This is a genomic window from Microbacterium sp. JAI119 (genome assembly GCF_013410135.1).
GTDB classification, from domain to species: domain Bacteria; phylum Actinomycetota; class Actinomycetes; order Actinomycetales; family Microbacteriaceae; genus Microbacterium; species Microbacterium oxydans.
Map to the genome: position 1 here is coordinate 1,490,562 of NZ_JACCCK010000001.1, position 22,313 is coordinate 1,512,874.

The window sequence follows — 22,313 nt, forward strand, 5'->3', positions numbered from 1 at the left end:
TCAGATCGCGTAGTGGTCCGGGGCGGTGAGGAGCGCTCTGGTGTCCTCACCGGCCGTGCGGTGACGCGGTTTCGCCGGAATGCCGACGAGGATGCTGTCCGCCGGGGCGTCTCGGGTCACGACCGCGTTCGCGCCGACCACTGACCCCGCGCCGATCGTGACGGGTCCGAGGATCTTGGCCCCCGCTCCGACGGCGACGCCGTTCTCGAGGGTGGGATGCCGCTTGCCCGAGGTGCGTGTGCGTCCTCCGAGCGTGACACCGTGATAGAGCATCACGTCATCGCCCACGACGGCGGTCTCGCCGATCACGACACCCATCCCGTGGTCGATGAAGAACCGGCGACCGATGCGTGCACCGGGATGGATCTCGATCCCGGTGAGCCAGCGTGAGACCTGTGACCCGGCTCGCGCGAGCAGACGCAGCCGGCGCCGCCAGAGCGCGTGGGATACGCGGTGCGCCCAGATCGCGTGCAGCCCGGGGTACAGCAGTGCGACCTCGACGGCGCTGCGCGCGGCCGGGTCCCGGAGGCGAGCTGCGGCGATGTCCTCGCGCATCCGCCCGATCATTCCCATCGACGGCCTCAGTCTTCGCGCAGATCCTCGAACAGTGCGGTGGACAGGTAACGCTCACCGGTGTCCGGGATCACGACCACGATCGTCTTGCCGGCGTTCTCGGGGCGGGCGGCCACCTTCAGCGCGGCGGCGACGGCTGCGCCGGAAGACATGCCGACGAGCAGACCTTCCTTCGCGGCGAGCTCGCGGGCGACGCGGATCGACTCGTCGAACTCCGCGGTGAGGATCTCGTCCAGCACCTCGCGGTCGAGCACGTCCGGGACGAAGTTCGGGCCGATGCCCTGGATCTTGTGCGGCCCGGGGTGTCCCTCGGTCAGCACGGGGGAGTCCTTGGGCTCGACGGCGATCACCTGGACGCCCGGCTTCGCGGCTTTCAGAGCCTGTCCGGTTCCGGTGACGGTCCCTCCGGTGCCGACGCCTGCCACCAGGATGTCGACGGCGCCGTCCGTGTCGCGGAGGATCTCCTGCGCCGTGGTCTCGCGGTGGATCTGCGGGTTGGCGGCGTTCTCGAACTGGCGGATCCAGATCGCGCCAGGGGTCTCCTCGACGATGCGCTTGGTCTCCTCGATCGCGCCGCTCATGCCCTTGGTGGGGTCGGTGAGCACGATCTGTGCCCCGAACGCCTTCAGCAGCACGCGGCGCTCCTTCGACATGGAGGCCGGCATCGTGAGGATGACACGGTACCCGCGCGCCGCGCCGACCATGGCGAGGGCGATACCGGTGTTGCCGCTCGTCGATTCCACGATCGTGCCGCCAGGCTGCAGCTCACCCGACGCCTCGGCGGCATTGATCATGGCGATGCCGATGCGATCCTTCACGCTCGAGGCGGGGTTGTAGTACTCGAGCTTGGCGAGGACGGTCGCACCGAGACCCTCGGTCACCCGGTTCAGCCGGACGAGCGGGGTGTTGCCGAAAGCGGTCGTGATGTCGGAGTGGATGCCGGGCATGGTGAGCCTTCCTGTGCGGGGGTCGCTGCGGGACCAGCCTAGGGGAGGGGGTCTATGGGTGAGGCTTTGTGACGGTCGCCCGCACCCTACGCTGGAAGTCATGTCCGACAACTCTCTTGCTGCGGTCGTCCGCGCGGCGGCCCAGCGTCTGACCGACGTCGGCGTCCCCGATCCTCTGGTCGATGCCGAGCTCCTCGCCGGGCACGTCCTCGGCAGGCGGCGCGGCGAGGTGCAGGCCGCCATCGTCCGCGGCGACCGTGTCGACGATGCCGATGCGGTGGCGCTGGACTCGGTCGTCGCCCGTCGAGCCGCACGCGAGCCCCTCCAGCACATCACCGGGACCGCTCCCTTCCGTCACCTCGAACTCGCCGTCGGCCCCGGCGTCTTCGTGCCGCGTCCGGAGACCGAGACCGTCGCGCAATACGCGATCGACGCGCTGGTGAACTCCGCGGAACCCGCCCCGATCGGCATCGACCTCGGCACCGGAAGCGGGGCCATCGCCCTCGCGATGGCCACGGAGGTCCCGCACGCCCGGATCTTCGCCGCCGAACTGTCCGAAGACGCCCACGCGTGGGCGACTCGCAACGTGGAGGGAGTGGAGAACCTGACGCTGGTCCTCTCCGATCTGCGAGACGCGTTCCCCGAGCTCGACGGCACGGCGTCCGTGGTCATCTCGAACCCGCCGTACGTCCCTGACGCGGCCGTACCTCGCGACCCGGAGGTGCGACTCTTCGACCCGGCCATGGCGCTGTACGGCGGAGAGGACGGTCTCGACATCGTTCGCGTGCTCAGCGGACGCGCGCTCGGTCTGCTGCGCCCCGGCGGGCTTCTCGTCATCGAGCACGGCGAGCTGCAGGGCGAATCGATCAGGGAGATCCTCACCGTCGACGGCTGGCGTGCGGCGGCGACGCATCGCGACCTGACGCTGCGGGATCGCGCCACGACCGCGCTCCGCCCCTGATCAGCAACCTCCGAGCGTGCTCATCGGCCGCGCCGCATAGAATCGAACCGTCATGTCAACCATCTTCGACTGCAGCGACGAGTCGCAGCTTCTCGCCGGCATGCGCAATGCGCGCCAGGCGATCGGCCGAGGCGACCTCATCGTCATCCCCACAGACACGGTGTACGGTGTCGCCGCCGATGCCTTCTCCCCGGCCGCGGTGCAGAGGCTCCTCGACGCGAAGGGGCGCGGCCGCGACCAGCCGCCGCCCGTTCTCATCGGCACCAAGGAGACCCTCGCCGCCCTCGCGGAGTCGGTTCCCGAGCCCGTGGAGCGTCTGGTCGAGGCGTTCTGGCCCGGGGGACTCACGATCGTGCTGCCGGCCCAGCCGTCGCTGGTGTGGGACCTGGGGGAGACCCTCGGCACGGTCGCGGTGCGCATGCCGGAGGGCCGCGTCGCCCTCGAACTGCTCGCGGAGACGGGACCACTGGCGGTCTCCAGCGCGAACCTCACAGGGGAGTCGGCTGCCATCTCCGCGTACGACGCTGAGAAGATGCTCGGCGACAGCGTCGCGGTGTACCTCGCGGACGGACTGAGCAAGGACGGCATCGCGTCCACCATCGTCGATGCGACGTCGCTGGTGCGTCGAGGCGCCGACTCCGACCAGGGCGTGGTGCGGATCCTCCGTGACGGCGCGGTCACGCGCGAGCAGCTGCATGAGGTGCTCGGCGATCTGCTCGAGCCCGAGGACGACGGGCAGGAGCACGCCGAGCACGCGCACACCGGGCACGACCACCCGCGGGAGCAGGACGGGGATTCGTGAAGCAGTATCTCTTCACGATCATCCTCACCGCCCTGATCACGTTCGCGCTGACCTGGGCGGTGTTGAAGGTGAGCCTCCGGTTCAAGCTCTACCCCGCCATCCGCGACCGTGACGTGCACACCACGCCCAAGCCCCGGCTGGGCGGCGTCGCGATCTTCCTCGCCATCGCCGCGGCCTTCGGCTTCTCTGCGATGAACCCCTTCTTCCAGAGCATCTGGATCCCCCCGCAGACGATGTGGTCGATCCTCGGCGCCTCGCTTCTGATCGCGATCATCGGCGTGGTCGACGACCTCTGGGACATCGACTGGATGATCAAGCTGGGCGCGCAGTTCCTCGCCGCCGGCGTCATCACGGTCGGCGGCGGACTGCAGATCCTCTCGCTGCCGTTCGGCGACCTCATCGTCGTGTCCAGCTGGCTGAGCATCACCATCACGATGTTCGCGATCGTCATCGTGATGAACGCGGTGAACTTCATCGACGGCCTCGACGGCCTCGTAGCCGGTGTGTGCCTGATCTCCAACGGCGTCTTCTTCGCCTACTCATACATCTTCACGCGCGACTCCGGGGCCTCCAGCTACTTCAACCTCTCCACGTTCCTTGCGGCGGTCCTCATCGGTGCGTGCCTCGGGTTCCTGCCCTTGAACTGGAGCCCGGCCAAGATCTTCATGGGCGACTCGGGAGCACTGGTGATCGGCCTCCTCATGGCCACGTCCGCGATCGCGATCACCGGCCAGATGGACCCGTCGGCCCTCGACCCCGAGCGTCTCGGCCGGTCGCAGCTGGTCGGTGCGTTCCTGCCGATCCTGCTCCCGTTGCTCGTGGTGCTGCTGCCGCTGCTGGACTTCGGCCTCGCGGTGCTCCGGCGGATGAGCGCGGGACGCTCGCCCTTCTCGCCCGACCGCAAGCACCTGCATCACCGCATGCTCGATCTCGGCCACCGGGACCGCGACGCCGTGCTGATCTTCTACGCCTGGACGGCTGTCGTCTCCCTGGCGGTCCTGATGATGTACGTGGGCGCACGGGAGGACTGGCCAGGCCAGTACCTGCCCGGCGTCGGCTTCGGCGTCCTGGGCATCGCGGCCTGCCTCGTCGTCACCTTGAGCCCCACCCGCCGCAGTGCTGCGGATGCCGAACCCGATCCGACACCCGTGGAGTCCTGATGAGCCCGAGCCCCGTTTCCAGCACCCCGATCCTGCGTCGGACCCTGATCTGGTCGGCGATCGCCACCGTCGTGCTCGCGATCGTCGCAGGCGGCGTCGGTTTCCTCGTCGCCCAGGGCGAGGGTCTCATCAGCGGTCTGCTCGGCGTCGTGCTGGCGGCCGTGTTCCTCGGCATCACCGGCCTCAGCATCCTCATCGCGAATCGCTGGTTCGGAGACCCGCTCTACGTGCAGCTGTTCTTCGCGATCGTGCTCGGCGGCTGGCTGCTCAAGCTGGGCGTCTTCGTCGTGGTGATGATCCTGCTCGCCGGTCAGCCCTGGCTGCAGCCGATGGTGTTCTTCCTCTCGATCGTGGCCGGTGTGCTGATGTCGCTCGTCATCGACGTCGTTGTGCTCACGCAGATGCGTCTGCCGCACGTCAGCGACACCACGCTGCCGACCGAGGTTCCCGAAGATCGCGCCCCCGGCAACGCCAATCACATCGACGGCGGCCCCGTCGAGGGCGGCCAGCGGTCTTAGGGGACCCTCAGATTCTGATAGTGTTGAGACGTGCCCGCCGCTCGCCCGCGAGCGCTTGCGCTGTGAAGCACACCGACCATCGTCGCCCCGGTTCTGACCGGTGCCCCGAAGCTGGAGCCCGCGCTGTTTAATATCGCTGCGACCCTGACCCCCCGACTTGCCACCGACGGCGAGTTCCACGGCCCTTCGATCGATGAATTCTTTCCGGAGATCCTCTTCAACGTAGGCCCCATCCCGGTGAACCGGATCCACCTGATCCAGTTGCTCTCCGTGATCGCCGTGGTCCTCATCCTCTGGCTCGGTACCCGCCGCATGAAGGTCGTCCCCGGCCGGTTCCAGAGCCTGGTGGAGATGGGCATGGGCTTCGTGCGCGGCGGCATCGCCCACGACCTGCTCGGCCGCAAGGACGGCGATCGGTTCCTCCCGATCCTGATGACGATCTTCTTCATGACGCTGTTCATGAACATCACCGGCATCATCCCGTTCCTGAACATGCCGGGAACGGCCATCATCGCGGTGCCGCTCACGCTCGCCGTGGTCAGCTATGTCACGTTCATCTACGCCGGCATCAAGAAGAGCCCGAAGAACTTCTTCAAGAACTCGCTCTTCCCCGCCGGTGTCCCGTGGCCGGTGTACTTCATCGTCACCCCGATCGAGCTCATCTCGACCTTCATCATCCGCCCGGTGACGCTCACCCTGCGACTGCTGATGAACCTCGTGGTCGGCCACATGATCCTGGTCCTCTGCTTCGCAGCGACCCAGTTCTTCTTCTTCACCGCAGGCGGCGGCTGGGCCGCGCTCGGTGTCGGAACCCTCGCCTTCGGCGGCGCCTTCACTCTCTTCGAGATTCTGGTCGCCGTCCTCCAGGCGTACGTCTTCACCGTCCTCACCGCGGTCTACATCCAGCTCGCGGTCGCAGAAGAGCACTAAGCCCACTAGACACTGAGCGGGCAGGCATCAGCCTTCCCACCCAACGAAAGGAAAAACCCCGTGGACGCAACTACGGTTCTCGCTGAAATCAACGGCAACCTCGCGGTGATCGGCTACGGCCTCGCTGCCATCGGCCCGGCCATCGGCGTGGGTATCGTCGTCGGCAAGACCATCGAGGGCGTCGCTCGTCAGCCCGAGCTGGCCGGCCGTCTCCAGGTCCTCATGTGGATCGGTATCGCCTTCACCGAGGCGCTTGCATTCGTCGGCATCGCCGTCGGATTCATCCCCTTCCCGTAATCCGAACCGACTTCTGAAGGAGACAGGATGCTGAACGCTCTTGTCACGAACCTCGCGGCTGAGGGTGAGGCGGCGAACAACCCGCTGATCCCCGCGTGGTACGACATCATCTGGTCGGGTCTGTGGTTCCTCATCATCTTGATCGTCGTGTGGAAGGTCGCCCTTCCCAAGCTGACGAAGATGCTCGATGAGCGGTCCGCCGCGATCGAGGGCAACATCGCCAAGGCCGACGAGGCGCAGAAGCAGGCGGAGGCGGCACTCGAGGAGTACACGCGTCAGCTCGCTGAGGCGCGCACCGAGGCCGGCGAGATCCGCGAGGCCGCCCGTGAGGACGGCAAGAAGATCGTCGCCGAGGCGAAGGACGCCGCGACCACCGAGGCCGCACGCATCACCGCCACCGCGCACACGCAGATCGAGGCGGAGCGTCAGACCGCTCTCGTCTCGCTCCGCAGCGAGGTCGGTTCGCTCGCCCTCGACCTCGCCGGTGGCGTGGTCGGCGAGACGCTCTCCGACGACGCACGCGCGACCGCTGTCGTCGATCGCTTCCTCGCCGAGCTCGAGGCATCCGAGAAGGCGGCTCAGTAATGGGCAGCGCGACCACTCAGGCACTCGCGGCATCCATCAAGACGCTTGCCGCAGCGAAGGACATCACTCTCGACACGGCGCGGGAGCTGTTCGCCGCCGCCCGGGCCGTGAGCGACTCGTCCCAGCTGAGCGGCGCGCTTGCTGATCCTTCCGCTCCCGCCGCGGCACGACAGAATGTCGTCGCCGCGGTGTTCGGCGGGTTCTCCGCAGGCGCCAAGGACGTTCTGTCGACCGTGGTCGCAGAACGCTGGTCCAACGCGGATGAGCTCGTCGACGGTATCGAGGAGCTCGCGATCCGCGCCGCAGCGGTCGCCGAGCCGGACACGGACATCGAGGGCGAGCTCTTCGGGTTCTCCCGGGTGATCGCAGCCAACCCTGAGCTGGAACTCGCTCTGGGAAGCCGCGTCGGGGGAGAAGACGCCAAGAGCACGCTCGTCGAGCGTCTCCTGGCCGAAGGCTCCACCAGCACCGCAGCGACTCTGGTCATCACGTCGCTGGTACGCCAGCCGCGTGAGCGCCGCGTTCGTCGTCTGCTGGACAGGGCGATGAACATCGTCTCGAACCAGCGCGGCCGCGTCGTCGCCACCGTGTACACCGCCACCGCCCTCAGCGATGCGCAGCGTGACCGTCTGAGCGAGTCGCTCTCGCGTCGCTATGACGGTCAGGTATCGCTCAACGTCGTCATCGACCCTGCCGTGGTCGGAGGTCTGCGTGTGCAGATCGCCGATGACGTCATCGACGGCAGCATCTCCGCACGACTCGCCGACCTTCGCCAGAAGCTCGCGGGCTAACACGACTTCGCGCGGGGAACCGCGCACCCAGATACAAAGGGAAGACAATGGCAGAACTATCGATCAGCCCCGACGTCATCCGTGACGCGCTGAAGGACTTCGCCGCCGCATACGAGCCCACCGCGGCCGGTGCGACCGAGGTCGGCACCGTCGTCGACGCTGCGGACGGCATCGCTCACGTCGAGGGACTGCCCGGCGTCATGGCGAACGAGCTCGTCGTCTTCGCCGACGGCACCAAGGGTCTCGCGCAGAGCCTGAACGAGCACGAGATCGGTGTCGTCGTCCTCGGCGAGTTCACCGGCATCGAGGCCGGCCAGGAGGTAACCCGCACGGGTGAGGTCCTCTCGGTCCCCGTCGGTGACGGTTACCTCGGCCGCGTGGTCGACCCGCTCGGCAACCCGATCGACGGACTCGGCGCGATCGAGACCGAGAGCGTCCGCGCTCTCGAGCTCCAGGCGCCCGGCGTCATGCAGCGCAAGTCGGTGCACGAGCCGATGCAGACCGGAATCAAGGCGATCGACGCGATGATCCCGGTCGGCCGTGGTCAGCGTCAGCTGATCATCGGTGACCGCCAGACCGGCAAGACCGCCATCGCGATCGACACGATCATCAACCAGAAGGCCAACTGGGAGTCCGGCGACGTCAACAAGCAGGTCCGTTGCATCTACGTCGCGATCGGCCAGAAGGGCTCGACCATCGCCTCGGTGAAGGGCGCGCTCGAAGAGGCCGGCGCTCTGGAGTACACCACGATCGTGGCCGCTCCCGCGTCCGACCCTGCCGGCTTCAAGTACCTGGCTCCGTACACCGGTTCAGCCATCGGCCAGCACTGGATGTACGGCGGCAAGCACGTCCTCATCATCTTCGACGACCTGTCGAAGCAGGCTGAGGCCTACCGTGCCGTGTCGCTCCTCCTGCGTCGTCCGCCGGGCCGCGAGGCATACCCCGGTGACGTCTTCTACCTGCACTCCCGTCTGCTGGAGCGTTGCGCGAAGCTGTCCGACGAGCTGGGCGCCGGTTCCATGACGGGACTCCCGATCATCGAGACCAAGGCGAACGACGTCTCCGCGTACATCCCGACCAACGTGATCTCGATCACCGACGGCCAGATCTTCCTGCAGTCCGACCTCTTCAACGCCAACCAGCGTCCGGCGGTCGACGTGGGTATCTCGGTGTCGCGAGTCGGTGGCGACGCGCAGGTGAAGTCGATCAAGAAGGTCTCCGGAACGTTGAAGCTGGAGCTCGCGCAGTACCGCTCCCTCGAGGCCTTCGCGATGTTCGCATCCGACCTCGACGCGGCTTCGCGTCGTCAGCTGTCCCGCGGTGCGCGTCTGACCGAGCTGCTCAAGCAGCCGCAGTACTCGCCGTACCCCGTCGAGGAGCAGGTCGTCTCGATCTGGGCCGGAACGAACGGCAAGCTCGACACGGTCGAGGTCGAGGACGTGCTCCGGTTCGAGCGCGAACTGCTCGACTACCTGCGTCGCAACACCAAGGTTCTCGACACGCTGCGTGAGACCAACGTCCTCGATGACGCCACGGTCGCAGAGCTCGAGAAGCAGACGGACGCCTTCGTCCTGGAGTTCCAGGGTGGCAAGGGCCACGCGATCGGCGCCCCCGGTCACGAGGAGCACGCCGCAGCTGAGGCTGAGGACGTCAACCAGGAGAAGATCGTCAAGGGTCGTCGCGCGTAATCGCGTGAGGTACTGAGATATGGGCGCTCAACTCCGGGTCTACAAGCAGAAGATCTCTTCTGCTCAGACGACCAAGAAGATCACGAAGGCGATGGAACTCATCGCGGCTTCGCGCATCCAGAAGGCGATGGCACGCGTCAAGGCGTCCACCCCCTTCGCGCGAGCCGTGACGAGGGCCGTGTCGGCCGTCGCGACGCACTCGAACGTGGATCACCCGCTGACCCGCGAGTCCGAGAACATCACCCGCTCCGCGGTCGTGATCTTCTCCTCGGACCGCGGTCTCGCCGGAGCCTTCAACTCGCAGATCCTCCGTGAGGGTCTCGAGGTGGCAGAGCTCATGCGCGAGCAGGGCAAGGAGCCGGTGTTCTACCTCATCGGCCGCAAGGCCGTCGGATACTTCCAGTTCCGACGGATCGCTGCGGCCGCGGAGTGGACCGGCGACACGGACACCCCGTCGTTCCACACCGCCGAGGAGATCTCGGCGACACTGCTCGAAGCGTTCTCCCGTGGAGGACAGGACGGCGGCGTCGATGAGATCCACCTCGTGTACAACCGTTTCGTCAGCATGATGACGCAGTCGCCGGAGTCCGTGCGTCTGCTCCCGCTGGAGATCACGGAAGCCGATGAGTCGGAAGCCGGTAACACCGTTTACCCGCTGTACGAGTTCGAGCCGGACGCCGAGACTGTTCTCGACGCGATCCTGCCGGTGTACATCCAGAGCCGCGTCTTCAACGCTCTCCTGCAGTCGTCCGCCGCCAAGCAGGCAGCGACGCAGAAGGCGATGAAGTCGGCCAGCGACAACGCCGACAAGCTCATCACCGACTACACCCGTCTGCGCAACAATGCGCGTCAGGCGGAGATCACGCAGCAGATCGCCGAGATCGTCGGCGGGGCCGACGCTCTCGCGAGCAAATAGACCATCAGGAAAGAGACGAAAATGACCCTCACCGCTCCGGCTGACCAGCCGGCGACCGCGGTCGTCGGGCGCGTCGCACGCGTCAACGGTCCGGTTGTCGACATCGAGTTCCCGCACGACTCGATCCCCGACATCTACAACGCGCTGAAGACCACCATCGCGATGGGCGAAGAGTCCACCGAGATCACTCTCGAGGTCGCTCAGCACCTGGGCGACGACCTCGTCCGCGCCATCGCGCTGAACCCCACCGACGGCATCGTCCGCGGCCAGGAAGTCAGCGACACCGGCGAGGCCATCTCGGTCCCCGTCGGCGACGTCACCAAGGGCAAGGTGTTCAACGTCATCGGCGAGGTGCTGAACCTCGAGCCCGGTGAGACGATCGAGGTCACCGAGCGCTGGCCCATCCACCGCAAGGCGCCGAACTTCGACCAGCTCGAGTCCAAGACTCAGATGTTCGAGACCGGCATCAAGTCGATCGACCTCCTGACCCCGTACGTGCTGGGTGGAAAGATCGGTCTGTTCGGTGGTGCCGGTGTCGGCAAGACCGTCCTGATCCAGGAGATGATCCAGCGCGTCGCGCAGGACCACGGTGGTGTGTCGGTGTTCGCCGGTGTCGGTGAGCGTACCCGTGAGGGCAACGACCTGATCCACGAGATGGAAGAAGCGGGTGTCTTCGACAAGACCGCCCTCGTCTTCGGCCAGATGGACGAGCCGCCGGGGACGCGTCTGCGCGTCGCCCTGTCGGCTCTGACGATGGCGGAGTACTTCCGTGACGTGCAGAAGCAGGACGTGCTGCTCTTCATCGACAACATCTTCCGCTTCACGCAGGCCGGTTCCGAGGTCTCCACGCTGCTGGGCCGCATGCCCTCCGCCGTGGGTTACCAGCCGAACCTCGCCGACGAGATGGGTGTGCTCCAGGAGCGCATCACCTCGACGCGCGGCCACTCGATCACCTCGCTGCAGGCGATCTACGTGCCCGCCGATGACTACACCGACCCGGCTCCGGCGACCACGTTCGCCCACCTCGACGCGACGACCGAGCTCTCTCGTGAGATCGCCTCGAAGGGTCTGTACCCGGCCATCGACCCGCTGACCTCGACGTCGCGCATCATGGACCCCCGCTACTTGGGCGAGGACCACTACCGCGTCGCGACGACCGTCAAGCAGATCCTCCAGAAGAACAAGGAGCTGCAGGAGATCATCGCCATCCTCGGTGTCGACGAGCTCTCCGAGGAAGACAAGATCGTCGTGTCGCGTGCGCGCCGCATCCAGCAGTTCCTCTCGCAGAACACCTACATGGCCAAGAAGTTCACGGGCGTCGAGGGTTCGACCGTCCCGCTGAAGGAGACCATCGAGTCGTTCGACGCGATCACCCGCGGTGACTTCGACCACGTGGCCGAGCAGGCCTTCTTCAACGTCGGTGGCATCTCCGACGTGGAAGAGCAGTGGGCGAAGATCCAGAAGGAGAACGGCTGACCATGGCGCTGCATGTCAGCCTCGTCTCCGCTGATGCGGAGGTCTGGACGGGAGAGGCGAGCCTCGTGGTCGCCAAGACCGTCGAGGGTGAGATCGGCTTCATGTCCGGCCACGAGCCGGTGCTGGCCATCCTCGCCGAGGGCCAGGTTCGCATCACCCAGTCGGATGGCACCAAGGTGCTGGCCAACGCTCAGGACGGGTTCCTCTCCATGGAGGGCGACACCCTGACGATCGTCGCCGGCAACGCGGCTCTCATCGCCTAGCAGCATCTGTTCCACGCGTCCGCCTCGGCACCCTCAAGGGTCCCGAGGCGGACGCGTCTGTATCCACCGAGGTTTCATGAAGATCCTGCTCCCGCCGTCCGAGACCAAGCGTGAGGGTGGCGACGGTTCGCCACTCGATCTCGAGTCGCTCGTGCTGCCGTCTCTGTCGGCGCATCGCACTGCCGTCATCGATGCGCTGATCGAGCTCGCCTCCGATGAGGAGACTGCGCGTCGGGTGCTCAAGTTGAGTGAGCGTCAGAGCGGCGACATCGCGCACAATCGGATGCTGCGCTCAGCGCCCACGATGCCGGCGATCGATCGCTATACGGGGGTGCTGTTCGATGCTCTCGATCCCCGATCCTTGTCATCAGCCTCCCGCAGATGGCTCGGCGAGCATGTCTTGATCCACAGTGCGCCCTTCGGTCCTGTCGGTGCTCTGGATCAGGTGCCCATGTACCGGCTCGCGGCGGGGACGTCGGTTCCCGGGCTTCCTGCCCTTCGACGCCACTGGGCCACCGCGACATCCGCTGCTGTGGCGGAATCCGCACCCACGTTCATCCTCGACCTGCGGAGCGAGGCCTATGCCGCGTTGGGCCCCGTGCCCGATTCGGTCGCTTCTGCGTACGTCCGTGTCGTGACGGAACAGGGGAGAGCCCTCAATCACTTCAACAAGAAGTCCAAGGGCTTGCTCGTGCGTGCGATCGCCGAGGAGCGACCGCGCGTCACGTCCGCTCGGGGCTTCCGTGCGTGGGCGGACAGTCGGGGGCTGGTCTTCCGGGACGGTGAGGGCGACGGTGTCTGGGAGCTGATCGTCGAGGAGTGACCGGCTCACCGTGGGCGATCGCGTTCCGCGGGAGAGATTCCCCCGAACGCGCCCGACGGCGTAAGGGACATGCGCGGAAACCCCGGGAAGCGCTAGTGTGTTCAGCGCATGATGACCCATCATGAACTTCTGGAGGGAACCATGAACGACTACTACGGCTATGACGGCCTGTCAGGCGGCGCGGTCGTCGCGTTGATCCTGGTCTACACGATCCTGCCACTCGCCATCTACGCGCTCTACTCGTGGTTCTACATGAAGATCTTCGAGAAGGCAGGCGTGCAGGGCAAGTGGCGCGCCTGGGTGCCGGTCTACAGCACCATGATCTTCTACAAGCTCGGTGATCTGAGCCCCTGGCTCGTCCTGTACCTCATGGGCGCCGGCATCGTCGGGGCGATCATCCCGTTCCTCGGCTGGTTCCTGATCCTCCCGCTCGTCGGCATCGCCGGTCGCGTCATCGACCTGATCGCCGCATGGCGCGTCGGTCTGAAGTTGCAGAAGGACGCCGTCTGGGTCGTGCTCTACTTCTTCCTGCCGCCGGTGTGGCTCGGTATCAACGCCTTCGACAAGTCGCGGTGGAACCCGGCCATCCAGCCCGCGTCCTGGGCAGCGAATGGCCTGCTCGGAGACCGGACGGTCTGGGACGGCATCCCCGCTCAGGCATCGGCTGCAGCTCCCAACGCTGGTTACGGTTCGCCCCAGGGCTACGCTCAGCCCGGCCCGCAGGGCTACGCCCCGCCGGCGCAGCCCGGTTACGCGCCGCCTGCACAGCCCGGTTACGCGCCGCCTGCTGCACCGGCAACCGGCGCACCGGTCCCTCCGGCCACCCCGCCCGCGGCACCGACCCCTCCGCCCGCGGCACCGTCGGCTCCGCCCGCGGCACCGACCACGCCGCCTGCGCCCCCGACGGCTCCGCCCGCCGCACCGCCGGCTTCGCCCACCACTCCGCCCACGGATCCCACACAGCCGCCGGCGTGATCATCTGACGAGATGGCATCGTCTGGCACAGAGCCCTCGACTCCTGTCGGGGGCTCTGTGCTGTTCCGGCTGGTTCTCCACCCGCAGCGCCCGCTAACGTGGACGATATGCTTTCGTCCCCGTACCGCGCAGGCACCCCCGGTCACATCTTGCTTCTCGGCTCAGTTCTCGCGGGCTCGCTGCCTTCGTCGGCGGCTCCGGACGCACGAGCGTGATCGCGGTGTACGTGACTTCTACTACGATGTGTTGTGAGTATCCTGCGACCGTCCGACCCGCCGCAGGCCCATCGGAGGCAGCACGTGGCTGAGACGAAGACGCAACGGATCACGGTTGCGCAGCGCACGCTGCTGCTCTCCTGGTCCGGTATCACCGATCAGGGGCGCCGTCGCGAGACGAACCAGGACGCCTTCTTGGCCGACTATCCGCTGTTCATCGTCGCAGACGGCATGGGCGGCCATGCCGGTGGCGAGATCGCGAGTCAGAGCACGGTGTCGCGCCTCCAGGCCATCGTCTCGTCGGGGAAGGTCGATCGCCCGTCGATCGAGAGCGCACTCGAGCTGGCTGTCGGCGACATCGCCGACCACCCCGAGACCACCGACGAGGGCACGGGCACCACGCTCACGGGCGTCTACCTCGATACCGAGGGCGACGAGGCCCAGTGGATCGCCTTGAACATCGGCGATTCCCGCGTCTACCTCCTTCGGGACGACAAGCTGGTGCAGATCACGACGGATCACTCGGTCGTGCAGGAACTGATCACGGCAGGCAAGCTCAGCCCGGAGGAAGCCGAAGGGCACCCCTACAGCAACGTCATCACCCGCGCGGTGGGAGCGAGCGAACTCACGGCGCCGGACTACGTCTCCATCGACGTGCGACCCGGTGACCGGTTCGTCGTCTGCTCCGACGGGCTCACCAAGGAGCTCACCGACTACGGGATCCAGCACTTCCTCCGCGAGCACGACGACCCGGGGGCGGCCGTCGATGCGATGCTCGCGGCGGCCCTGGAGAACGGCGGTCGCGACAACGTGACGCTCATCATCGTCCAGGTAACGTCTGAGGACGACTCCTCCTCCCCGATCGAGGACACCGCTCAATAGTGTCCTGAGGCTGTGGAGACTGCTCGACCACGGCCTGCGATGCGATCGACTCGAGGGCATGGATTCCCTCCCGATCGCCTTGCCGTCCGCGCAGGCACCACATCACCGCGCTCCTGTGCCGTTCCTGGCCGCTATCGTGCCGATCGCCGCCGGCGTGGTGCTGTGGTCGATCTCGGGCTCGCTCCTGGCTCTGTGCTTCGCGGCACTGGGGCCCCTGATGATCGGGGCATCGCTGGTGGACGCGGCTCGCCTCCGGCGTCGGGAGCGGCGACGCGGAGAGCAGAAGATCGAGGAGGGGTGGGCCACGGCGGAGGCCGAGCTGGTCCGCCGCCACAGCGAGGAGCGCAGGGCGCTGTGGCAGCGCCGCCCTGACACCGCGACCTGCATCGTGCGATCCCCGCTTCGAGGAACGCAACCCGTCGATGAGGAGACCTGGGTCGTCGTCGGCTCGGGCCCGACAGCGAGCGAGGTCCGTTGCACCGGGGGCGAAGATGAGCGCGGACGAGCCTTCCGCGAACGATGCCGTGTCATCGACGCCTCGCCCGTCGTCGTGCCTTTGGGGGGAGGGATCTGTCTCAGAGGAGCGGGTCCGCTGACGGCCGCCGCCGCGCGAGCTCTGATCCTGCAGCTGTGTCTACGCTTCGGGTCCGCGCAGTTCTCGCTCGTTCCGACAGGTGGCGTCGACCTCCTCGAGGTCGATCTCGTCGGCTGGGGACTCGGCGGCCTGCCCCATGCGAGACGGACTCGTCGCAGGGCGTTCCGGCTGGGGGTCGGGCCCTGCGCCGGGGAGAGACCGGACGCGGACGCGCTGATCTGCACAGCCGCTCCCGGTGAGGAGGTGCCGGAGGGTGTCACGACGGTGATCGACATCGTGGAGCCGGGTCTCGCAACGCTGCGTACGGCGAGCGGGACGACAGCCGTCGCCGTCGAGTTCCTCTCGTCGAGGCAGGCCGAAGTGCTGTCCAGCGAGATCGCGCACCGGGGTGACGAGGCAAGCGCGCCTCCCGATTCGGTGGCGCTTCACGAACTCGAACAACCCCACGAGGTTGAAGGGCTGGCGGCGGCGATCGGCCGGGGCGAGCGGGGGAGCATCGTGGTCGACATCGTCGACGACGGTCCTCACGCGCTCGTGACCGGCATGACGGGGACGGGGAAGAGTGAACTGCTCGTGAGCTGGGTCGCCGCGATGGCATCGGTACACGGGCCGGACCGGGTGACCTTCGTCCTCGCGGACTTCAAGGGCGGCACCGCGTTCGAGCCGCTGCGTGCACTTCGGCATGTCGTCGCCGTCATCACGGATCTCGATGACGCGGGGGCACGACGTGGCGTCTCCAGCCTCACGGCGGAGCTCCGCCGACGGGAGGCACTGCTCGCGGCGGCGGGTGCTCGCGATGTGCGGGAGGTCTCGATACCGAGGCTGGTGATCGTCGTCGACGAGTTCGCAGCGCTGCTCGCGGAGCACGCCGACCTGGGCGCGGTCTTCACCGATATCGCCGCCCGTGGCCGTGCGCTCGGCATGCATCTGATCCTCGGCACGCAGCGAGCTTCCGGTGTGGTCAGAGATGCCCTGGCGGCGAACTGCCCCCTTCGCATCAGCCTCCGCGTGAGCGACGCTGCCGACAGCCGGCTGATGCTCGGCAGCGAGGCGGCAGCAGCGCTCCCCGGGGACCCGGGATCACGGGGGCTCGCTCTGGTGCGGAGACCGACGGACCAGGAGGCCCTCGCTCTGCGGGTCGCCCTGACGGAGGCATCCGACCTCCGAGAGGTGGCGAAGCGATGGGCGGCAGGAGGTCAGCCGTCCAGTCCCTGGCTGCCGTCGTTGCCCTCGCTTCTCCCACTCGGTGAGCTCCTCGGCGAGGCCGGCGTGGGGTCCGACACCGTGGTCATCGGACGCGCTGACGACCCCGACCGGCAGGCGCAACCTCCGGTTCTCCTGCAATGCGGGCGCGAACGGGGGATCGCGGTTCTGGGCGGGCCCGGCTCCGGCCGAACCACACTGCTGAGGACTGTGGCAGCCCAGTGCGATGACACCTCATGGATGTCCGGCGATGCCGAGGAGGCGTGGGATCTGCTCTCCGCATGGGCGGACGGCAGCCGGCGACCTCCGACCGTGGTTCTCTGCGACGATGTCGATGTGCTGGTGGGGAGCCTGCCGCCGGAGTACGGCCATCAGCTCGTCCAGCGCTGGGAGCAGGTGCTTCGCACGGCCCACGGCACGACCTTCGTGGTGACCGCGGCCAGGGCGAGCGGCGCCTGGGGACGTATGCTCGATCTCCTGCCGCGTCGCGCGCTGCTGCGTATGTCGACGAAGCTGGAGCATCTGGCGGCAGGAGGCGAGCCGTCCGGATTCCTTCGTGATCGTGCTCCGGGGCGCGCGAGGATCGGCGATCAGGAGGTTCAGCTGGCGTGGGCCGACGAAACGGAGTCCCATCGGCCCACGGACCAGACGGCAGCGGTGTGGCGGCCGACGTCCGCGCTCACAGCGATCGTCACCGCCGGGGCTCAGGAGGTCATCGCCCGTCTGCGTCGCGCGCATCCGGACTGCGAGGTGAGGGAACCGGGGGCGGAGCCGGCGGAGACGGATCGGCCGTGCGTCGTGGTGGGCGATGCGGAGGCTTGGCAGCGGAACTGGACACTCTGGCAACGGGTGCGATCCCTGGGCGAGGTCCTCATCCGCTGCGAGCGTCCGGCTGATCTCCGCCAGTTGATCGGCGCCCGCGAGTTGCCCCCGTACGCCCGTCCGCATGCGGGTCGAGCGTGGTCCGTGATCGGGGCTGAACTGCCACGAAGAGTGCACGTGGCCGAGCTGTCGCCGTGAGGAGCTCTGGGAGGTCGGAGGTGGGGCTCCCGGTCAGATGCCCGCACCGGGGCGGATGGCACCGACGTCGGCGCCGCCGCCGAGCACAGTGAGGGGGAGAGCCTCGCCGAGGGCGGCCACATCCGCATCGGTCAGACCGCCCGCGCGCGCCAGGAGGGTGGCGGCCACGATCGTCGAGGCACGAGTCGCGCCGTCGAGCATCTTCAGAGCCACCGTCGTCCCGTTCGGGGCGACCATGACCATGACGCCCTCGGCGCCGTGCTTCGTGAACACGCCCAGCTTCTCCGTCGCGATCGTGTCAGGGCGACCCGGGCCCTCGATCGTCCACGGGTTCTCCCGTACAGCGCGAACCAGGGAACCGGCGACTCGATGCAGGGCGAACGGCGAGCGGTCGGACGCCGTTCCGATCCGATGGATCGCGCGTGCGAGACCGGTCAGGGTCGTCGCATGTACGGGCGCGCCGCACCCGTCGATCGCGGTGTGCGCGATCTTCTCACCCGTGAGGCGCTCGACGACGTCCCTGATGTGCTGCTGCAACGGGTGGGCGGGGTCGAGGTAGCCGGCGGTGGGCCAGCCGGTCGCGACACAGGCGCGGAGCATCGCGGCGTGCTTGCCCGAGCAGTTCATGCGCACGCGCGTGGGCTCACCGTGCTCGCGCACGAGTTCATCGCGCGTCGAGGAGTCGCTCGGCCACGACGCGGGGCAGCCCAGGTCGTCCTCTGTCAGTCCGCCCTCTGTGAGGATGTCGCGCACCACGGACGCATGCCGATCGGTGCCGACATGGCTCGCCGTCGAGAGCGCGAGCTGTTCGCCCTCGAGGACGGCGCCCGCCGTGACGCAGGCGATCGCCTGCAGCGGCTTGAGGCTCGAACGCGGCAGGATCAGGGCGTCGGCGTTGCCGTGTCGGGCGACGATGTCGCCGTCGGGGGAGAGGACGACGGCCGCGCCGGCGTGGCGGGATTCGACGAATCCGCTCCGCTCGACGACGGCGAGTTCCACGGAATCCTGAACGGTGAGAGTCTCCAGCACCCGTCAACTCTAGCTCGGCGTGCGAGGCTGCTCGCGTCGCGTCGGACGAGCCTGACAGACTGGTCGCATGGCAGAGACCAGTCCTCGCACTCTCGGCGAACACCGCTATGCGCTCACATCGACCTGGACCGGCAACACCGGTGCCGGGACAACGGGATACCGCGACTACCGACGCGATGTGACGATCGAGATCGAGGGCAAGCCCGATCTCCTCGCCTCCGCGGACAAGCCCTTCCGCGGCGACGCGTCACGCTGGAATCCGGAGGACCTGCTGCTCGCGTCGCTCTCCGAGTGTCACCTGCTGTCTTACCTCCACGCGTGTGTCACGGCCGGCGTCGTGGTGGTGTCCTATCGCGACCGGGCGACAGGAATGATGCGCGAGGACGGAGCGGGCGGAGGATCGTTCGTCGAGGTGATGCTGCATCCTGAGGTCGTCGTCGCCGAGGAGTCGATGATCGAGGCTGCGGAACGCGCCCACACCCAGGCGAACGAATGGTGTTTCATCGCGAACTCGATGAACTTCCCCGTGCGTCACGAGGCGAGGGTCAGCGCTCTCTCCTGAGCCGCGCCGCGATCGCGACGACGGGACGGTCAGCGACGCTCGTGCGGAAGAGCCTGCTTGATCTTCTCGATGGTTCCCTGCGCGGGAGCCTCGTTGTACGCACCCGCGAGCTCCTGGCCGGAGAGGCCGTGGATCGCGGCCATGATCTGGTCGGTCGCGAGGCGCCGAGCGCGCCCGCTGGTGGCCGGGCCGTGCGGCGAGAGGTCGAGCGGCTCGCCGAAGCGCACCGTGATGCGCTCCTTGAGGGTCGGCATCTTCGCTCCGACCGGCATCACCTTGTCGGTGCCGATGAGTCCGACCGGGACCACCGGAGCGCCCGTCTGCAGCGCGAGGAACGCGACTCCGGTGCGGCCCTTGTACAGACGACCGTCGGTGGAGCGGGTGCCCTCGGGGTACAGGGCGACGGCCAGGCCCTCATCGAGGAGCTGGCGCTGGAGGTCGAGGGCATCGAGCGCGGCCTTTCCCGCTCCCCGGCGCACGGGGATCGCGCCGATCGACTCGAAGAAGGTCTTGCTCATCCAGCCCTTGAAGCCGGTGCCCTCGAAGTACGCCGACTTCGCCAGGAAGTGCACGGGGCGGGGCGCGGCCACCGGGATCGCTATCGAGTCGATGAACGAGAGGTGGTTGCTCGCGAAGATCACGGGGCCTTCGAGCGGCACGTTCTCTCGCCCCTCGATCCGCGGCCGATAGACCAGACGAGCGAGCGGGGTGATGAGGCTCCGCCCCAGGGTGTAGGCGAACCCGGCGTGACGGGGCTTCGCAGTCGTCTCGGGTGAGGATTCCTCTTCTGACGAGGCTTCGGGCTCGACGGACTGCTCAGAGGTCATCAGAGCAGATTACTCCCGGATCCATGCCGGCGTGGGAATGAAGACTTGCGCCGCGCCTCCCAGCGCGGGCAAAGGGGTATGAGGCAGGATGGAGGTTCCCGCCCGCGATCCTGAGGTCTCACTGTGCGCAAGCGTCCGCTCCTCGTCCTGTCCACTGTCGCTGCGGCGACCCTCCTGCTGGCCGGCTGTGCCGGTGGCGGTGCGCCCGAGAGCTCGGGCACCCCTTCGCCGTCCGCGTCGAGCGGGTGTCTGCTGAACGCGCAGCCCGGAGAGACGTCGGATGCGGTGACGGTCGATGGCGAAGGTCTCGACGCGAAGATCACCGTCCCCGCCGATGCCGCCTTCGCTGACGTGGAACGGACCATCGTGGCCAAGGGTGATGGCGATGAGGTGCTCGCGAACGATCTCGTAGGCGTGAAGTTCCAGATCGTGGATGCCGCGACCGGCGAGGTGGTCGACTCCTCCGCCCGGAACGAAGGCGGCGAGGCCTCCGTCCTCCTCGACCAGAACAGCGCGTCGCTCTTCATCGCCGCGCTCGAGTGCCAGCCGCTCGGCACACAGGTGGTGCTCGCGCTGCCCGGCAAGGTCTTCGGTGACGGCGGCACGAACAAGGTCGTCTATGCGGAGGCGGTCGAGAAGCTGCCGGAGGTGGCCACGGGCACCCCGGTCGACCCGACGCCCGGCATGCCGACGGTGAAGCTCGACGACAAGGGCGTTCCGACCGTCACGATCCCGGACGGCGACGCGCCGACCGAGACGAAGGTCGCCGTCCTCAAGCAGGGCGATGGCGCGACCGTGGGCACGGGCGACCTCGTCGTCGTGCAGTACCTGGGCGTGAAGTGGTCCGACGGCAAGGAGTTCGACTCCAGCTGGAGCCGCGATGCCGCTCCGACGCAGTTCCAGACCACGGGCGTCGTCGCGGGCTTCCAGAAGGCCCTCGAGGGCCAGAAGGTCGGCTCGCAGGTCGTCGTCGTCATGCCGCCCTCCGACGGGTACGGCGCGAGCGAGGGACACGAACTGCAGAAGGAGAGCCTCGTGTTCGTCGTCGACATCCTCGCGACGACACCGGTTCAGGCTCAGCAGTAGCCGCTGCGGAGCCGCGGGCGTGACCTAGGCTGGCGGTATGCGTCGCGTCATCGTCCTCGGCTCCACCGGCTCCATCGGCACCCAGGCACTGGATGTGATCCGTGCCAATCCTCGTCGCTTCGAGCTGGTCGGTCTCGCCGCTGGTTCCAACGCCGAGTTGCTGGAGGAGCAGGCCGCGCAGTTCCAGGTCGAATCCACCGCTCTCGGTGCTGTCGAGGCGGAGCAGCTCGTCCGTGACGTCGAAGCCGATGTTGTGCTCAACGCCATCACGGGCTCGATCGGACTCGGGCCGACGCTCGCCGCCTTGAAGGCGGGCCGCACTCTCGCCCTCGCGAACAAGGAATCCCTCATCGTCGGTGGCGACCTGGTGCTCGCCGCCGCTGCCCCCGGACAGATCGTCCCGGTGGACTCCGAGCACTCGGCCCTCGCGCAGGCTCTGCTCGCGGGCACTCATGCCGAAGTGCGCCGTCTCGTCGTCACCGCGTCCGGCGGCCCGTTCCGAGGACGCAGCCGTGGCGAGCTGACCCAGGTGACTCCGTCGGAGGCGCTCGCGCATCCGACATGGGACATGGGACGCATGGTCACGACGAACTCCGCGACCCTGGTGAACAAGGGGCTCGAGGTGATCGAGGCGCATCTGCTCTTCGACATCGCCTACGACGACATCGAGGTCGTGGTCCACCCGCAGTCGATCGTGCACTCGATGGTGGAGTTCATCGACGGGTCCACCATCGCACAGGCCTCACCGCCCGACATGCGTCTGCCCATCTCGCTCGGTCTGGACTGGCCGCACCGCGTCGGAGGCGTAGGGCGACCGCTTGACTGGTCCGCTGCGACCTCATGGACGTTCGAACCGCTCGACGGCGAGGCCTTCCCGTCCGTCGCTCTCGCGAAGTCGGTCGGACGCGCCGGCGGCACGTTCCCCGCGGTCTACAACGCGGCGAACGAACAGGCTGTCGACGCCTTCCACGAGGGCCGGCTCTCGTTCCTCGGGATCGTCGACACCATCGCCCGCGTCGTCGACGCGCATGACGCGCCCGATGTGCTCACCGTCGAGACGCTCGCCGAGGCGGAGGCCTGGGCGCGCGCGACGGCGGACCGGATGATCGCTGCGGCCTGACCGCCGGGGCATCCTCGTCGCATCGTCCTGCACGCCGGTACCGGAGCGCGGGTGCGCCCCGGTGATCTC

The 22,313-nt window shown here is 67.7% G+C and carries 23 protein-coding genes; 19 read left to right on the forward strand and 4 right to left on the reverse strand.

Annotation, left to right across the window (positions count from 1 at the left end):
- Both epsC and cysK read right to left on the reverse strand, forming a co-directional pair.
- Complete coding sequence (gene epsC / locus HDC31_RS07185) at positions 1-573, reverse strand: serine O-acetyltransferase EpsC (protein ID WP_046748233.1); 573 nt, start codon at positions 571-573, stop codon at positions 1-3.
- An 8-nt stretch (positions 574-581) separates the two neighbouring features.
- Positions 582-1,520: a cysteine synthase A gene (gene cysK, locus HDC31_RS07190; RefSeq protein ID WP_113681606.1), complete on the reverse strand. Its 939-nt coding sequence runs from the start codon at positions 1,518-1,520 to the stop codon at positions 582-584.
- A gap of 100 nt (positions 1,521-1,620) precedes the next feature.
- Between cysK and prmC the strand changes: the two genes are divergently transcribed.
- The 16 genes from prmC (at position 1,621) to HDC31_RS07270 (ending at position 17,620) form a co-directional block, all read left to right on the forward strand.
- On the forward strand, positions 1,621-2,481 hold the full coding sequence (gene prmC, locus HDC31_RS07195; protein ID WP_113681607.1) for a peptide chain release factor N(5)-glutamine methyltransferase: 861 nt from the start codon (positions 1,621-1,623) through the stop codon (positions 2,479-2,481).
- A 52-nt stretch (positions 2,482-2,533) separates the two neighbouring features.
- The gene (locus HDC31_RS07200) at positions 2,534-3,283 is read left to right on the forward strand and encodes an L-threonylcarbamoyladenylate synthase (protein WP_113681608.1); all 750 of its coding nucleotides are present in this window, start codon (positions 2,534-2,536) and stop codon (positions 3,281-3,283) included.
- A complete protein-coding gene (locus HDC31_RS07205) occupies positions 3,280-4,443 on the forward strand; it encodes an MraY family glycosyltransferase (RefSeq protein ID WP_046748237.1) in 1,164 nt (387 codons plus the stop codon). Before HDC31_RS07200 ends, HDC31_RS07205 begins: the two co-directional genes overlap by 4 nt.
- Positions 4,443-4,961: a hypothetical protein gene (locus tag HDC31_RS07210; protein WP_113681609.1), complete on the forward strand. Its 519-nt coding sequence runs from the start codon at positions 4,443-4,445 to the stop codon at positions 4,959-4,961. Before HDC31_RS07205 ends, HDC31_RS07210 begins: the two co-directional genes overlap by 1 nt.
- 132 nt (positions 4,962-5,093) lie before the next feature.
- The gene (gene atpB, locus HDC31_RS07215; RefSeq protein ID WP_371861862.1) at positions 5,094-5,891 is read left to right on the forward strand and encodes a F0F1 ATP synthase subunit A; all 798 of its coding nucleotides are present in this window, start codon (positions 5,094-5,096) and stop codon (positions 5,889-5,891) included.
- 60 nt (positions 5,892-5,951) lie between these two features.
- The gene (gene atpE, locus HDC31_RS07220; protein WP_028502887.1) at positions 5,952-6,188 is read left to right on the forward strand and encodes an ATP synthase F0 subunit C; all 237 of its coding nucleotides are present in this window, start codon (positions 5,952-5,954) and stop codon (positions 6,186-6,188) included.
- Positions 6,189-6,215: 27 nt separating this feature from the next.
- Positions 6,216-6,773 (forward strand): F0F1 ATP synthase subunit B, encoded by a 558-nt coding sequence (locus HDC31_RS07225; protein ID WP_058631293.1) that lies wholly within the window; start codon positions 6,216-6,218, stop codon positions 6,771-6,773.
- Entirely contained in the window at positions 6,773-7,564 is a 792-nt protein-coding gene (locus HDC31_RS07230) for a F0F1 ATP synthase subunit delta (protein WP_113681610.1), read from the forward strand. Before HDC31_RS07225 ends, HDC31_RS07230 begins: the two co-directional genes overlap by 1 nt.
- A 47-nt stretch (positions 7,565-7,611) precedes the next feature.
- Positions 7,612-9,252: a F0F1 ATP synthase subunit alpha gene (gene atpA / locus HDC31_RS07235; RefSeq protein ID WP_046748242.1), complete on the forward strand. Its 1,641-nt coding sequence runs from the start codon at positions 7,612-7,614 to the stop codon at positions 9,250-9,252.
- A gap of 19 nt (positions 9,253-9,271) precedes the next feature.
- Positions 9,272-10,168, forward strand: a complete 897-nt coding sequence (locus tag HDC31_RS07240) for a F0F1 ATP synthase subunit gamma (protein WP_046748243.1) — start codon at positions 9,272-9,274, stop codon at positions 10,166-10,168.
- Positions 10,169-10,189: 21 nt separating this feature from the next.
- Entirely contained in the window at positions 10,190-11,644 is a 1,455-nt protein-coding gene (atpD, locus tag HDC31_RS07245; protein ID WP_058631290.1) for a F0F1 ATP synthase subunit beta, read from the forward strand.
- Between the two features lie 2 nt (positions 11,645-11,646).
- Complete coding sequence (locus tag HDC31_RS07250) at positions 11,647-11,907, forward strand: F0F1 ATP synthase subunit epsilon (RefSeq protein WP_046748245.1); 261 nt, start codon at positions 11,647-11,649, stop codon at positions 11,905-11,907.
- 76 nt (positions 11,908-11,983) lie between these two features.
- Positions 11,984-12,730 (forward strand): YaaA family protein, encoded by a 747-nt coding sequence (locus HDC31_RS07255; protein WP_113681612.1) that lies wholly within the window; start codon positions 11,984-11,986, stop codon positions 12,728-12,730.
- A gap of 141 nt (positions 12,731-12,871) precedes the next feature.
- Positions 12,872-13,705 (forward strand): DUF5684 domain-containing protein, encoded by an 834-nt coding sequence (locus HDC31_RS07260; RefSeq protein WP_179515943.1) that lies wholly within the window; start codon positions 12,872-12,874, stop codon positions 13,703-13,705.
- Positions 13,706-14,004: 299 nt separating this feature from the next.
- The gene (locus HDC31_RS07265; protein WP_046748247.1) at positions 14,005-14,802 is read left to right on the forward strand and encodes a PP2C family serine/threonine-protein phosphatase; all 798 of its coding nucleotides are present in this window, start codon (positions 14,005-14,007) and stop codon (positions 14,800-14,802) included.
- Positions 14,803-14,860: 58 nt separating this feature from the next.
- Entirely contained in the window at positions 14,861-17,620 is a 2,760-nt protein-coding gene (locus HDC31_RS07270) for an FtsK/SpoIIIE domain-containing protein (protein WP_113680848.1), read from the forward strand.
- Between the two features lie 33 nt (positions 17,621-17,653).
- Here HDC31_RS07270 and HDC31_RS07275 read toward each other — a convergent pair whose 3' ends face one another.
- The gene (locus HDC31_RS07275; RefSeq protein WP_058631287.1) at positions 17,654-18,649 is read right to left on the reverse strand and encodes an asparaginase; all 996 of its coding nucleotides are present in this window, start codon (positions 18,647-18,649) and stop codon (positions 17,654-17,656) included.
- A gap of 67 nt (positions 18,650-18,716) precedes the next feature.
- Here HDC31_RS07275 and HDC31_RS07280 point away from each other — a divergent pair, with 67 nt between their 5' ends.
- Positions 18,717-19,211, forward strand: coding sequence for an OsmC family protein (locus tag HDC31_RS07280; RefSeq protein ID WP_113680849.1), 495 nt, complete (start codon positions 18,717-18,719; stop codon positions 19,209-19,211).
- A gap of 29 nt (positions 19,212-19,240) precedes the next feature.
- On the opposite strand, the gene HDC31_RS07285 is transcribed toward HDC31_RS07280, so the two are convergent.
- Complete coding sequence (locus tag HDC31_RS07285; protein ID WP_113680850.1) at positions 19,241-20,038, reverse strand: 1-acyl-sn-glycerol-3-phosphate acyltransferase; 798 nt, start codon at positions 20,036-20,038, stop codon at positions 19,241-19,243.
- Positions 20,039-20,161: 123 nt separating this feature from the next.
- Here HDC31_RS07285 and HDC31_RS07290 point away from each other — a divergent pair, with 123 nt between their 5' ends.
- Positions 20,162-21,124, forward strand: a complete 963-nt coding sequence (locus tag HDC31_RS07290; RefSeq protein ID WP_113680851.1) for an FKBP-type peptidyl-prolyl cis-trans isomerase — start codon at positions 20,162-20,164, stop codon at positions 21,122-21,124.
- 37 nt (positions 21,125-21,161) lie between these two features.
- Positions 21,162-22,244 (forward strand): 1-deoxy-D-xylulose-5-phosphate reductoisomerase, encoded by a 1,083-nt coding sequence (gene dxr, locus HDC31_RS07295; protein ID WP_113680852.1) that lies wholly within the window; start codon positions 21,162-21,164, stop codon positions 22,242-22,244.
- Positions 22,245-22,313: the final 69 nt, after the last annotated feature.

Coding starts and splice junctions, on each gene's coding strand:
- epsC (WP_046748233.1), bottom strand. CDS start 573: ATGGGAATGATCGGGCGGATGCGCGAGGACATCGCCGCAGCTCGCCTC.
- cysK (WP_113681606.1), bottom strand. CDS start 1,520: ATGCCCGGCATCCACTCCGACATCACGACCGCTTTCGGCAACACCCCG.
- prmC (WP_113681607.1), top strand. CDS start 1,621: ATGTCCGACAACTCTCTTGCTGCGGTCGTCCGCGCGGCGGCCCAGCGT.
- HDC31_RS07200 (WP_113681608.1), top strand. CDS start 2,534: ATGTCAACCATCTTCGACTGCAGCGACGAGTCGCAGCTTCTCGCCGGC.
- HDC31_RS07210 (WP_113681609.1), top strand. CDS start 4,443: ATGAGCCCGAGCCCCGTTTCCAGCACCCCGATCCTGCGTCGGACCCTG.
- HDC31_RS07225 (WP_058631293.1), top strand. CDS start 6,216: ATGCTGAACGCTCTTGTCACGAACCTCGCGGCTGAGGGTGAGGCGGCG.
- HDC31_RS07230 (WP_113681610.1), top strand. CDS start 6,773: ATGGGCAGCGCGACCACTCAGGCACTCGCGGCATCCATCAAGACGCTT.
- atpA (WP_046748242.1), top strand. CDS start 7,612: ATGGCAGAACTATCGATCAGCCCCGACGTCATCCGTGACGCGCTGAAG.
- HDC31_RS07240 (WP_046748243.1), top strand. CDS start 9,272: ATGGGCGCTCAACTCCGGGTCTACAAGCAGAAGATCTCTTCTGCTCAG.
- atpD (WP_058631290.1), top strand. CDS start 10,190: ATGACCCTCACCGCTCCGGCTGACCAGCCGGCGACCGCGGTCGTCGGG.
- HDC31_RS07250 (WP_046748245.1), top strand. CDS start 11,647: ATGGCGCTGCATGTCAGCCTCGTCTCCGCTGATGCGGAGGTCTGGACG.
- HDC31_RS07255 (WP_113681612.1), top strand. CDS start 11,984: ATGAAGATCCTGCTCCCGCCGTCCGAGACCAAGCGTGAGGGTGGCGAC.
- HDC31_RS07260 (WP_179515943.1), top strand. CDS start 12,872: ATGAACGACTACTACGGCTATGACGGCCTGTCAGGCGGCGCGGTCGTC.
- HDC31_RS07270 (WP_113680848.1), top strand. CDS start 14,861: ATGGATTCCCTCCCGATCGCCTTGCCGTCCGCGCAGGCACCACATCAC.
- HDC31_RS07280 (WP_113680849.1), top strand. CDS start 18,717: ATGGCAGAGACCAGTCCTCGCACTCTCGGCGAACACCGCTATGCGCTC.
- HDC31_RS07285 (WP_113680850.1), bottom strand. CDS start 20,038: ATGACCTCTGAGCAGTCCGTCGAGCCCGAAGCCTCGTCAGAAGAGGAA.
- dxr (WP_113680852.1), top strand. CDS start 21,162: ATGCGTCGCGTCATCGTCCTCGGCTCCACCGGCTCCATCGGCACCCAG.